The following is a 12,601-nucleotide window of genomic DNA, read 5'->3' as shown; positions in this document are numbered from 1 at the left end:
AGTTCGAAGGCAACATCCCCCTACGGAGGAACCCGTGTCGCGTGACCTGCCCGGCTACGACTACGACGTGATCGTCATCGGCTCCGGCTTCGGAGGCTCGGTGTCCGCCCTCCGCCTGACGGAGAAGGGCTATCGCGTCGGGGTGCTCGAAGCCGGGCGGCGGTTCACGCGTGACTCCCTGCCGAAGAACTCCTGGGACATCCGCAACTTCCTCTGGGCGCCATCGCTCGGCCTCTACGGCATCCAGCGCATCCACCTGCTCAACAACGTCCTCGTGCTGGCCGGCGCGGGCGTCGGCGGCGGCTCGCTGAACTACGCCAACACCCTGTACGTACCGCCGAAGGCGTTCTTCGACGACCGCCAGTGGGGCCACATCACCGACTGGCAGGCGGAGCTGAAGCCGTACTACGACCAGGCCCAGCGCATGCTCGGCGTACGGCTCAACCCCACCCTCACCCCCTCCGACGTGCACCTGAAGGCCGCCGCCGAGAAGATGGGCGTCGGCGACACCTTCCACATGGCGCCGGTCGGCGTCTTCTTCGGGGACGGCCAGGACGCCGGGGGCGACGCGAAGGCCGAGCCCGGCGGGGAGGTCGCCGACCCGTACTTCGGCGGCGCTGGCCCCTCGCGTCGTGCCTGCACCGAATGCGGCGAGTGCATGACCGGCTGCCGGCACGGCGCCAAGAACACCCTCAACGAGAACTATCTGCACCTCGCCGAGAAGGCCGGCGCCGTCATCCACCCCATGACCACGGTCGTCGGCCTCTCCGAGGACCCCGCCGGCGGCTACCGCGTGGCGACCGTGCCCACCGACAAGAAGCGCAGGGGCAAGCGGACGGTGCTGCGCGCCCGGCAGATCGTCGTCGCCGCCGGCACCTACGGCACCCAGACCCTGCTGCACACCATGCGCGACGCGGGCGAGCTGCCCGGGATCTCGTCGATGCTCGGCGAACTGACCCGCACCAACTCCGAAGCGCTGGTGGGCGCCCAGACCGACAACCGCCGCTACCGCAAGGCACACGGCGTGGAGAAGGTCGACTTCACCAAGGGCGTCGCCATCACGTCCTCGATCCACCCCAACGCCAACACCCATATCGAGCCGGTCCGCTACGGCAAGGGCTCCAACTCGATGGGCGCCCTCACCATTCTCCAAGTGCCGCACGGCACCCGCGCTCCCAAGGCCCTCGCCTTCGCCGCCGCCTGCGCGCGCCATCCGATGCTGACGTTCCGCTCGCTGTCCAACCGCCGCTGGTCCGAGCGCACCATCATCGGCCTGGTCATGCAGTCGCTCGACAACTCCCTGACCACCTACCTCAAGCCCAAGGGCCTGGGCAAGGGACTGCTCACCGCCAAGCAGGGCCACGGCGCGCCCAACCCCGATCACATCCCCGAGGGCGCCGAGGCCGCACGCCTCATCGCCGAGGAGATCAACGGTTTCGCCGGCAGCAATGTGGGCGAACTCATGGGCACGCCCCTCACCGCCCACTTCCTCGGTGGCTGCCCCATCGGCGAGGACGCGGAGCACGGGGTCATCGACCCGTACCACCGGCTCTACGGCCACCCGGGCATCCATGTGGTCGACGGCGCCGCCGTCTCCGCCAACCTCGGGGTGAATCCGTCGCTGACCATCACCGCCCAGGCAGAACGTGCCATGTCGTTCTGGCCCAACAACGGGGACCCGGACGCCCGCCCCACCCAGGGCGAGGCGTACGTGCGGCTGTCCGCCGTCGAACCCGCCACACCCGCCGTCCCCGAGGACGCCTTCGCCGCGCTGCGGCTGCCGCTGCTGCCCATCCCCAAGGTGCCGCCGAAGACCACCGCCTGACCGCCGGCCGCCTCCCGCCGCGTGGCGGAGCTGTGACGTATCTCATGAGCCGTCGACGGAGAGACGGGAGAGACGGGGAGAATCGAGCGGGCTGCGGGGGTAGCCCGATCGGGGGTCGGAGTTCCGCCGCGGGCGGTGCGGATGAGTAATGTGGGCTTCGCAGAGCGGCCGGATCCCAGCGTCCCGGGAGCCGACCGCCTCTTTGGAGTTGCGACCGGGCAGCTGTCCCCTGCTGCTCGGCCACGGAGCCCGGAGCGAGGTCCCACGGCATGCCGCGCGAACGGGCAGGCCTCATCGCTCCGAATTAACACCCCGCCCAGCTGCGTCTGGGCGGTGTCCTGTTGTCCACGCGTGGTTGTGGTCGACCGCCCCTGGCTGGCACGGACACCCCATCCAACGAAAGGGCCACGAGCCGGTCACGTGCCGTACGGGTGACGCACCCCGAACGGGCGATGCGCAGAAACGTCACACTCGGCCACGGCACAGCTCCAGCAGGGTCATCGCCAGGGTGGTTCCGGGCTTGCCCAGCTCGTCGCTGAAGTGGTTGAGGATCTCCATCTCGCGGGACAGATTCACCCGGCGCCCGCCCGAGGCGATCCGGGCCCGTTGGATCTCCGACGAGACGGCCATCCGTTCCATGACCAGCCCGATGATCCGGGTGTCGAGATCGTCGATCCGGCTCCGCGCCCCGGTGATGAGGGCCACGGCCTCGTCCGTACGCGCTCCGGTCTCCGCCGGGACCGCTGTCTCCGCCGCTGTCGCCGGGAGGACCGTCGCCGGAAGAACCGCCGCTGGGACTGCCGCTGCCGGGACTACCGCCGCCGGGGTCGCTGTCTGCGTGCTCATATCTGTGTCTCCTGTGGTCACGGCCCCGCACCCGGCCCGGAGACGACAGACGCCCCGGGCCGAATGGCCCGGGGCGCCTGGGAAGTCGCTTGTCAGTAGCTCAAGCAGCACGACCATGGCAGCCGGACCAGCCGGTGCCATAGGTAAACGCGAAGATCGCGTAGTGCGTGTTCGAGGACATGCGGGCCAGTATGACCACGAGTGCGCCGCGTAGCCACCCGGCGACCGGATGGTGAGACGGAAGCGCCCTCGTAGGAACGGTAGAATCAGGGTCCGATCCCTCGTACATAACGCCGGAAGGCCGCCCGTGGCATCAGCGACCCCAGCCGCCCCCGACCACAACCCGGACGTCGTCCTGGTGGTGGATTTCGGAGCGCAGTACGCCCAGCTCATCGCCCGACGCGTCCGTGAGGCCCGGGTCTACAGCGAGATCGTCCCCAGCACCATGCCGGTCGACGAGATGCTCGCGAAGAACCCGAAGGCGATCATCCTCTCCGGCGGTCCCTCGTCGGTCTATGCCGAGGGCGCCCCGTCGCTCGACACGGCGATCTTCGAGGCCGGGGTCCCGGTCTTCGGCATGTGCTACGGCTTCCAGCTGATGGCGGTGGCGCTCGGCGGCACCGTCGACGACAACGGCGCGCGTGAGTACGGCCGTACTCCACTGGCCGTCACCAAGCCGGGCTCGACGCTCTTCGAGGGCACGCCCGCCGAGCAGTCGGTGTGGATGTCGCACGGCGACGCGTGCTCGGCGGCGCCCGAGGGCTTCGCCGTCACCGCGTCCACCGACGTGGTGCCCGTCGCCGCCTTCGAGAACGACGCGCGCAAGCTCTACGGCGTCCAGTACCACCCCGAGGTGCTGCACTCCACCCACGGCCAGCAGATCCTGGAGCACTTCCTGTACCGGGGCGCGGGCATCGCGCCGGACTGGACGACGACGAACGTCGTCGACGAGCAGGTCGCGGCGATCCGCGCCCAGGTCGGCACCAAGCGCGCGATCTGCGGGCTGTCGGGCGGCGTGGACTCCTCGGTGGCCGCGGCCATCGTCCAGAAGGCCATCGGATCGCAGCTGACCTGCGTGTACGTCGACCACGGGCTGCAGCGCAAGGGCGAGTCCGAGCAGGTCGAGAAGGACTTCGTCGCGGCCACCGGCGTACAGCTGAAAGTCGTCGACGCGGAGGAGCGCTTCCTGTCCGCGCTCGCCGGCGTCACCGACCCGGAGACCAAGCGGAAGATCATCGGCCGCGAGTTCATCCGGGTCTTCGAGCAGGCCCAGGCCGAGCTCATCGCCGAGGCGGGCGCGGCCGGCGAGGCCGTCGCCTTCCTGGTCCAGGGCACCCTGTACCCGGACGTCGTCGAGTCCGGCGGCGGCACCGGCACCGCCAACATCAAGTCGCACCACAACGTGGGCGGGCTCCCGGACGACATCGAGTTCGAGCTCATCGAGCCGCTGCGCAAGCTCTTCAAGGACGAAGTCCGGATGGTCGGCCAGGAACTGGGCCTGCCCGAGGAGATCGTCCAGCGCCAGCCGTTCCCCGGCCCCGGCCTCGGCATCCGGATCGTCGGCGAGGTCACCAAGGAGCGCCTTGACCTGCTGCGCGAGGCGGACGCCATCGCCCGCGAGGAGCTCACCGCGGCCGGCCTCGACCGGGAGATCTGGCAGTGCCCGGTCGTGCTGCTCGCCGACGTCCGCTCCGTCGGAGTCCAGGGCGACGGCCGCACGTACGGCCACCCGATCGTGCTGCGCCCGGTCTCCTCGGAGGACGCCATGACCGCCGACTGGTCACGTCTGCCGTACGACGTCCTCGCCAAGATCTCCACCCGGATCACGAACGAGGTCGCCGACGTCAACCGCGTTGTGCTCGACGTAACGAGCAAGCCCCCGGGGACGATTGAGTGGGAGTGACCTCCGCTTAGCCGCCGGACAGGCCCGCCACCGCTGAACCGCGGTCGCGGGCCTGTTCATTGCCCGTACCGCGCGGTAGCTTCCGGTCCATGACCGAGACGAGGCCCGCCCCGCAGCCGATACCCACCGACCAGCTGCAGTTCGCCATGCCGCAGACGTTCACCGACACCGACGACGAGCGGCGGCACCGCAAGGAGCGGCTGGTGGCCGCGTTGCGGCTGTTCGGGCGGTTCGGGTTCGAGGAAGGGGTCGCGGGGCACATCACGGCGCGCGATCCGGAGTTCACCGATCACTTCTGGGTCAATCCGTTCGGGATGAGCTTCAAGTTCATCACCGTCAGCGATCTGATCCTGGTCAATCACGCGGGGCAGGTCGTGGAGGGCCGGTTCCACGTCAATCAGGCGGCTTTCGCGATCCACGCACAGGTGCACCGGGCGCGCCCCGACGTGATCGCCGCCGCGCACAGCCACTCGACGTACGGGCGGGCGCTGTCGGCGCTCGGGGAGCTGCTGGACCCGATCACCCAGGACGTCTGCGCGTTCTACGAGGATCACGCGCTGTTCGACGACTACACCGGCGTCGTGGTCGACGAGGAGGAGGGCCGCCGGATCGCGGAGGCGCTCGGGCCGCACAAAGCCGTCATCCTGCGCAATCACGGACTGCTGACGGTGGGGGACTCGGTCGACGCGGCGGCGTGGTGGTTCATCACCATGGAGCGGTCCTGCCAGGTGCAGCTGACGGCGAAGGCGGCCGGGAAACCGGTGCAGATCACGCACGAGAGCGCGGTGCACACCCGCGAGCAGCTCGGGAACGATCTCGTCGCCTGGATCAACTATCAGCCGCTGTACCAGCAGATCTCGCGGAGCGAACCCGATCTCTTCAGCTGACTGAGTCGGATCGGAGGGGAGTACGTATCTCCCGTTGAGAGCCGTACGTGAAGAATCGTTCCGACATTCCTTGGGGACACGTGCGGCGGGAGAGGCAGGACATCATGCTCCGAACCTGGCGGGAGACCGCCTCGCGGTATGCCCTGTTGCCGCTGCGGATCTTCCTTGGTGTGACCTTCATCTACGCGTCGCTCGACAAGCTGACGGGTGGCGCGTTCTTCACCGATTCGACGCCGGGATCGCTGGTCGGCACCCTGCACGCGGTACGCGACAGCGCGGCGATCCCGGCGATGGTCGATCTCGCGCTCAAGGCGCCGCACGCCTTCGGCTACGCCATAGCCCTCGGTGAGCTGGCCGTCGGGATCGGCATGCTCCTCGGGCTGCTGGGCCGCCTCGCCGCACTCGGCGGCGCCGCGATCTCGCTCAGCCTGTGGCTCACGGTCAGCTGGGCGACCGACCCCTACTACTACGGCAACGACCTGGTGTACCTGATGGCCTGGCTGCCGCTGATCCTCGCCGGCACCCCCCTGCTGTCCGCCGACGGGCTGATCGCCGCACGCCTCGCCTCACGCCGCCGCGCCACGGGCACGCTGCCGCCGTCGGATCAGCCGGGTGACCACCGACGTCACCGCGGCGAAAGCCAGACCGCCGCCCGCTAGGGCCACCGTCGCCGGCCGGGAGGGATCCCAGCCGCCGGCCGCGTCCAGGAAGAACACCGTCGCGAGGCCCAGCAGTACCAGTCCCATCACGAGGGACGCGGGCTCGAATCCATGCCGCTTCACCGGATCACCCTCACCTGTCCGACGCCCACCTCGACGTCGAGTTCGATCGTGCCGGCCGACGGCGTGCCCGCGGCCGGCTCGAAGACCACCTCGTTGCGCACGTCCGTGCGGATGTCCACCCCATGGTTCGTTACGCCCGGCAACTGAACCTCGCCGACGCCCAGCTGATAGTGCAGCCGCACGGTGGCGTTCTGCGGCAGCCGTACCTCCGCCAGGCCCGCGCCGACCTGCAGTTTGGTCGTGACGGTCTTGCCGCCGAGGGGCAGCGCGGTCAGATCCAGTAGGCCGTGCCCGCTGCCCTGCTCGTAGCGGGCCTGGACGTCGGTGACGGCTACCGGCCGCCAGTCCGTCGTCGCCCAGTCGGTCGTCATCGTCTTGGGCACCGAGGCGGCGCCCACCAGCAGCGCGATCGTCAGTACGGCCCAGAACGCCGTACCGCCGCGGGCCCGGCCCGCCCAGGCGCTGAGGACGAACCCCAGGCCGAAGACGGCCAGCGCGGACGCCAGCCCGATCTCCAGGGCCGTGCCGAGCGGGTGCCCCTTCCAGGCCGCGGCCGTACCGATCGCTCCCGCGACCAGCGCCACGAAGAACGTCAGCACGCCCAGCCACGACGTCTCACGGCGGGTCGCCGCCCGCCGCTCCCGCCACGCCTTACGGTCCTGCTCCTCGTACGGGCCGTCGTCGGGGCCCCAGAGGTAGCCCGTGCTGCTGCTCGCCCAGGACGGGTCCTTGGCCAGCGGCTCACGCCACCACGACGGCGTCGCGGGGCTCGGGGGTGCCTGCGCGGCGGGCGGGGCGTCGGCGGCCGGTCCGGCCGCCACCGCGTTCGCCTCGCCGTCCAGCGCGGCGCGGCGGCGCAGCTGCGACCAGTAGATGGCACCGGCCACGGCGGCCAGCAACAGGATGGAGAACGCCTGGTTGTTGCCGTTGCCGAGCATCGACGCGTACAGCCCGCAGCCGACCAGCGCGACGAGCACGGCGGTCAGCGCCGTGCCCTCGACACGGCCGGAGAGCAGCCGGTGCGCCTCGCTCTGGTCCTCGCCCTCCTGCGGGATCACCAGCCAGGCCATGCCGTACACGATCAGGCCGATGCCGCCGGTGAGCGCCAGCACGGAGAGCACCACCCGGAAGATCACCGGGTCGATCTCGAAGTAGCGGCCCGCGCCGTCGCACACACCCGCGACCACCCGGCGGCGGCTGCGAACGATGCGGCGCCGGGCCGGGGGTTCCGGGGAGTCCGGAAGGTCCGGGGTGGCGTCGGCCTCGGCCTCGTCGGCCGGCCTGCTGTCCTGCGTCATGCCTCCATGGTGGCGGTCCCCGCCCCCGCCCGGCACCAGGTGCAACCCTGGCCGACCCCTGATGCACCCCCCAGGGGGCGGTGGGGGCGGTCCCGTATCGGCCGGGACGGGGCCAAGGTTCAGCCGGGGCCTGGCCGGGCACTGGGCCGGGCTTCAGTCAGGGTGAGGTCCGGGGGCAACCCTGATGCCCGGGACGGCCGAAGCGTGTGACGATCGGGGTATGCCAGCCACCACCCCTGCTCCTGCGACGGGCGCGTCCTATCTGAAACCGCCCGATCCGGCGGATCCGCCGACGCGCAAGCTCTACCGCAGCTCCGAGGGCCGGATGATCGGCGGGGTGGCACGCGGGCTCGCCGGGCATCTCGGGCTGCCGGTCTCGTGGGTGCGCGTGGTGTTCGTGGTGCTCGCGACGTTCAACGGCCTCGGCATCCTCCTCTACGCGCTCTTCTGGTTCTTCGTGCCGCTCGGCGTCGGCGGGGTGAACGAGGCGAAGGAGCCGCGCGACGCCAAGTCCTGGCTGGCCGGACGCCGTCCCGACAAGGGCCAGATCGTGGCGCTCATCGCCCTCCTCATCGGCCTCAGCGTCCTCGTCAGCAGCCTCAACCTGGGCGCGGCCAACGCCGCCATCTGGCCGCTCCTGGTGATCGGCCTCGGCGTCGCCCTCGTCTGGCGGCAGGCCGACAACGCCCGCCGCAGCCGCTGGGTCGAGATGAGCCAGGGCAAACGGTTCTGGCCGATCGCACGCGGCGCCGCCGGTGTGCTGCTGGTCGGGGCGGGCGTCACCGGGTTTCTCGTCGTCCGCAGCTCCGGCAGCCACATCGGGGGCATCCTGCAGGCGGCGCTCGCCGTCCTGGTCGGCGTGGCACTGATCGCCGGGCCCTATCTCGTCCGGCTGACCCAGGACCTGTCCGCCGAGCGGCTGATGCGCATCCGCGCCCAGGAACGTGCCGAGGTCGCCGCCCACGTCCACGACTCCGTACTGCACACCCTCACCCTCATCCAGCGCCACGCCGAGGACCCGCGCGAGGTGGCACGCCTCGCCCGCGCCCAGGAGCGCGAGCTGCGGGCCTGGCTGTACCGGCCCGAGGGCACCGGCAAGGAGGACGAGCCGACGACGCTGGCCGACGCCGTACGCAAGGCCGCGGCCGAGGTCGAGGACGCGCACGGGGTGCCCGTCGAGGTCGTCTGCGTCGGTGACTGCCCGCTCGACGACAATCTGGTCGCACAGATGGCAGCCGCACGCGAGGCAATGGTGAACGCGGCCAAGTACGGTGGCGACGAGGCGGTTCAGGTGTACGCGGAAGTCGAGGAGCGCAAGGTCTTCGTATCCGTACGGGACCGGGGACCGGGGTTCGACCTCGAACGGGTGCCGGACGACCGTATGGGCGTCCGGGAGTCGATCATCGGCCGCATGACGCGAAACGGTGGCGAGGCGCGACTGCGCAGCGCGCCGGGCGGGGGCACGGAAGTGGAACTCGAAATGGAGAGGGCGGCGTTTTGACTTCGCCCCTCCCCGGAGGAAGAGGATTCTCCGACTCCGCGCCGCTACGCGGCGCTCTTTCGAAGCGTTTTCTGCTTCATCGGCGACTGCCCGCCCGGAGTGCTCCGTTGAGGCCTTACACCGTCTCCACAGACAGAAACCGCCAGCCCGGCGGCCAGAAGGGACCACGCCACGGAGCGGGCCTCCAGCGCCAAGTTGTAGACCTTGCGCACACAACCGAACGTGCGGGACAGCTCGGCCGCCTGCGCATCGCTCGGGTAGAAGCGGTACTTGAACGCCCGCCTCACGTGCTCGGGTTTCACCTGCCAGAAACCAGAGGATCATCGTGTGAGCTTTCAAGCGGTGCACTCGACGCTCCGTGCCGCTCACGCATGATGCGTTTCCTCTCCGGCCTGAAAGCCGGAGTATCCACGCAAGGAGTTTGCGATGACTGAGGACCGACGCGTAAGGGTCGTGCTCGTCGACGACCACCGGATGTTCCGTACCGGCGTACAGGCCGAGATCGGCGAGACCGAACGCACGGGCGTCGAGGTCGTCGGCGAGGCCGCCGACGTCGACCAGGCCGTCACGGTCATCACCGCGACCCGGCCCGAGGTGGTGCTGCTGGACGTGCATCTGCCGGGCGGGGGCGGAGTCGAGGTACTGCGGCGCTGCGCACCGCTCATGGGCGACGCGGAGCAGCCGGTGCGCTTCCTGGCGCTGTCGGTCTCCGACGCCGCCGACGACGTCATCGGCGTCATCCGTGGCGGCGCCCGTGGCTACGTCACCAAGACCATCACCGGCCCTGACCTCGTCTCCTCCATCTTCCGCGTCTCCGACGGCGACGCCGTCTTCTCCCCGCGCCTGGCCGGCTTCGTCCTCGACGCCTTCGCCTCGACGGACGCCCCGCCGGTCGACGAGGACCTGGACCGCCTGACCCAGCGCGAGCGTGAAGTCCTCCGGCTCATCGCACGCGGCTACGCGTACAAGGAGATCGCCAAGCAGCTGTTCATCTCGGTGAAGACGGTCGAGTCCCACGTCTCCGCCGTTCTGAGGAAGCTCCAGCTCTCCAACCGGCATGAGCTCACGCGGTGGGCGACGGCACGGCGGCTGGTCTGACGGTTGGTGGTGGCCGGGGTTCAGGCAGGGTGGCCGGCGTTCAGACGGAGGCGGAGTGCGTTTCCGCGTCGCTCCGCTCCTGCGGGGAGGCGGGCCGGGTGCGGGTTCGGGGTGGCTGGCGTTCAGGCAGTGCGAAGTGCTCTTCTGCGTCGCTCCGCTCCTGGCCCGGGCGGAGGGGCGGGGCCTTTCGCTGCGCGCCACTCAGCGATCCCGACCCGCTGTGCGGCTCGGGCAGAGGGATACCGGTCCGCTGCGCTTCCCGGGCGGGGTGGGGGTCAGTTGGGGCCGGCGAGGTGGCGCGGCCCGGCCTCTGGCACCTCAGTCATCCGCAACGGATCAGCCTTTGGGCCTGAGGCCCCGGTAAGTGGAGTTTTGGCCCTCCTTGGTGATCCACATCCGCTCCGAGATCGCCTCACCAACCCCATGGATCACGCTCAGTCCAACCCGTCCCATCTTCCGGCGAGAAGAGCGGATCGAAAAGGCTGGAGACCGAGAAGCTCAAGGAGTACGTCCGCTGAACGTGCCACCGTTCACAAGGCCGTGACCATTCCGCCCGGGGCGAAGGCCACCGGGATGGTGCCGACGGCCGCCTGGACCTTCTGGCGGAAGGTGGTGGAGGCGACGGCTTCCGCGGCGGCGGTGACGTTCAGGCCGGAGGAGTCGTGGGTCGGGCTCGCGCTGTAGACGAGATAGGGGAGGCTTCTCGCCTCGCTGGCCTTCATGACCCGGTCCATGGCGGCGTCGAGGGTCTTGCGCGCGTAGCGGCACTTCTTGAGGTGTACGAGGCCGGTGTCGATGTCGGGGTGGGCGGCCTTCGCCGCGCGTAACAGGGCCTGGCCTTTGTCGGTGTCGGTGACGTAGAGCACGATCAGGTGATCCTCGGATTGCACGATCTCGTCGCCGTAGACGTCGGAGCCGCGTGCCTGGTCGCCGACGGCCTGTTCGGTCTTCTGGAGGTCCAGGGGGACCGCGGGGGTGGTCGTGGCGGCTGGGGTGGCCGGGGCGGCTTTGGAGGGTGCCGGGGCGGGAGCGGCGGCACCGGCGTGTTCGGTGCCGCACGCGGCGGTCAGGGTCAGGGCGATTGCGGCCGAGGTGAGGGCGGCGATGCGGCGCAGGTCCATGGGATGTCCTTGGTCCGGGCAGAAAGTGCGGGGCACTTGCGGCGGTCGGACGTTCCGGACAGCCGGACGGTTCCTCTGGTCCGGTCGGTCAGGTCGGTCAGGACGGGCGGCTCGCGCCCGCGAAGGGCATTTCGTTGACCGGTGCGATGCGCACCGGCGCGCCCGGGTGGGGGGCGTGGATCATTTGGCCGTTGCCGATGTAGAGGCCGACGTGGCTGATGCCGGAGTAGAAGAAGACCAGGTCGCCGGGTTGGAGTTGGGACTCGGAGACGCGCTGGCCGACGTTGATCTGGGTGTACGTGGTACGGGGGAGTGAGACGCCCGCGGCCTTCCAGGCGGCCTGGGTGAGGCCGGAACAGTCGTAGGCGGACGGCCCGGTGGCGCCCCAGACGTAGGGGAGGCCGAGGGCGCCGTAGGCGAAGGCGACGGCCTGGGCGGCGCGGACGGAGGGGGCCTTGATGTCGCCGGGGGCGATCGGGACGCGATCGGCGGAGCGGTCGGCGTGCGCGGGGGCCGATGCGCTGCCGTGGCCGCTGTTGTTCACGGCAGCGTGCTGGGCGGCCGTGAGGCGGTCCAGGAGGGCCTGCGCGGCGTGGAGCTTGGTCTCGATGGTGCGCTTGTGTTCGGCGAGCTTGGTCTGGGCGTCGCGCAGGGTGGCGAGTTTGGCGTCCGCCGCGTCGTGGGTCTGCTTGACCGCCTGCTGCTGTTCGCCGAGGGTGCGCAGGGCCTGGGCCTGGCGGCCGGTGACCTGGCTGAGGATGCCGGCACGTTCGAGATACGTGTCCGGGGTGGAGTCCAGCGCGAGCTGCATCGAGGGATCGATGCCGCCGGAACGGTACTGGGCGGCGGCGATGGAGCCGATCTCGTCGCGGGTGGTGTTGAGCCTGGCGGTCTTGCGGGCCATCTCGTCCTGGAGCCGGGTCACGTCGGCGCGGGCGGTGTCCGCCGCCTCCTTGGCGCCGTTGTACTGCTCGGTGGCCTGCTCGGCCTGCTGGTACAGGGCGTCGACCTGCGTTTTGACCTCGTTGGCGCTGAGCTGCGGGTCGGCGTGGCCGGTCTCGCCGAAGGCGGTGACGGATGCGGCTCCCGCCATCGCGAGGGTGGCCGCGGTCCGTGCGGTGGTTCCGGTGAGTGAGCGCTGCTTGGGCTTTCTGTGCGACGCCACGCGGCCGTCACTCCTTCGTGCCTAGCTGGTGCCCGCCTGCTGGGACCTCGATCCGGCGGCGTCCGCACGGGGAAGCGGAACGCCGCCGGATCTTCGGCGGGGGTGACCGTGCCGACGTGGTCCGACGGCAGTGGGGTTCGGCCACCTGGAGGAGGACGCTAAACCTGAGGAGTGC

Annotated in this window: 10 protein-coding genes and 1 pseudogene; 6 read left to right on the top strand and 5 right to left on the bottom strand. The window is 70.4% G+C overall.

All coding sequences use genetic code 11. The annotated features are described in order from the left end of the window. Positions 1–34 precede the first annotated feature (34 nt). Positions 35–1,825 (top strand): GMC family oxidoreductase, encoded by a 1,791-nt coding sequence (locus QMK24_RS03305; RefSeq protein ID WP_283463524.1) that lies wholly within the window; start codon positions 35–37, stop codon positions 1,823–1,825. 465 nt (positions 1,826–2,290) lie between these two features. Here QMK24_RS03305 and QMK24_RS03300 read toward each other — a convergent pair whose 3' ends face one another. Further along, positions 2,291–2,671 (bottom strand): chorismate mutase, encoded by a 381-nt coding sequence (locus tag QMK24_RS03300; protein ID WP_283463523.1) that lies wholly within the window; start codon positions 2,669–2,671, stop codon positions 2,291–2,293. Between the two features lie 307 nt (positions 2,672–2,978). Here QMK24_RS03300 and guaA point away from each other — a divergent pair, with 307 nt between their 5' ends. The 3 genes from guaA (at position 2,979) to QMK24_RS03285 (ending at position 6,120) form a co-directional block, all read left to right on the top strand. Continuing rightward, the gene (gene guaA, locus QMK24_RS03295) at positions 2,979–4,574 is read left to right on the top strand and encodes a glutamine-hydrolyzing GMP synthase (RefSeq protein ID WP_283463522.1); all 1,596 of its coding nucleotides are present in this window, start codon (positions 2,979–2,981) and stop codon (positions 4,572–4,574) included. 89 nt (positions 4,575–4,663) lie between these two features. Next, complete coding sequence (locus QMK24_RS03290) at positions 4,664–5,461, top strand: class II aldolase/adducin family protein (RefSeq protein ID WP_283463521.1); 798 nt, start codon at positions 4,664–4,666, stop codon at positions 5,459–5,461. Positions 5,462–5,565: 104 nt separating this feature from the next. After that, entirely contained in the window at positions 5,566–6,120 is a 555-nt protein-coding gene (locus QMK24_RS03285; RefSeq protein ID WP_283463520.1) for a DoxX family membrane protein, read from the top strand. 119 nt (positions 6,121–6,239) lie between these two features. Here QMK24_RS03285 and QMK24_RS03280 read toward each other — a convergent pair whose 3' ends face one another. Next, entirely contained in the window at positions 6,240–7,541 is a 1,302-nt protein-coding gene (locus QMK24_RS03280; RefSeq protein ID WP_283463519.1) for a PspC domain-containing protein, read from the bottom strand. 220 nt (positions 7,542–7,761) lie between these two features. Here QMK24_RS03280 and QMK24_RS03275 point away from each other — a divergent pair, with 220 nt between their 5' ends. Then, a complete protein-coding gene (locus tag QMK24_RS03275; RefSeq protein ID WP_283463518.1) occupies positions 7,762–9,042 on the top strand; it encodes an ATP-binding protein in 1,281 nt (426 codons plus the stop codon). 161 nt (positions 9,043–9,203) lie between these two features. On the opposite strand, the pseudogene QMK24_RS03270 reads toward QMK24_RS03275, so the two are convergent. Then, a pseudogene (locus QMK24_RS03270) lies at positions 9,204–9,329 on the bottom strand (helix-turn-helix domain-containing protein); the annotation flags it as partial. A gap of 139 nt (positions 9,330–9,468) precedes the next feature. On the opposite strand from QMK24_RS03270, the gene QMK24_RS03265 reads away from it, so the two are divergent. Then, entirely contained in the window at positions 9,469–10,140 is a 672-nt protein-coding gene (locus QMK24_RS03265) for a LuxR C-terminal-related transcriptional regulator (protein WP_283463517.1), read from the top strand. Between the two features lie 530 nt (positions 10,141–10,670). Here the strand turns inward: QMK24_RS03265 and QMK24_RS03260 are convergent. After that, on the bottom strand, positions 10,671–11,261 hold the full coding sequence (locus tag QMK24_RS03260; RefSeq protein ID WP_283463516.1) for a hypothetical protein: 591 nt from the start codon (positions 11,259–11,261) through the stop codon (positions 10,671–10,673). A gap of 97 nt (positions 11,262–11,358) precedes the next feature. Next, a complete protein-coding gene (locus QMK24_RS03255; RefSeq protein WP_283463515.1) occupies positions 11,359–12,426 on the bottom strand; it encodes a C40 family peptidase in 1,068 nt (355 codons plus the stop codon). Between the last annotated feature and the right edge of the window lie 175 nt (positions 12,427–12,601).

The organism is Streptomyces sp. PH10-H1 (genome assembly GCF_030063355.1).
Classification (GTDB): Bacteria; Actinomycetota; Actinomycetes; order Streptomycetales; family Streptomycetaceae; genus Actinacidiphila.
This window is presented reverse-complemented; position numbering and strand designations above follow the sequence as displayed.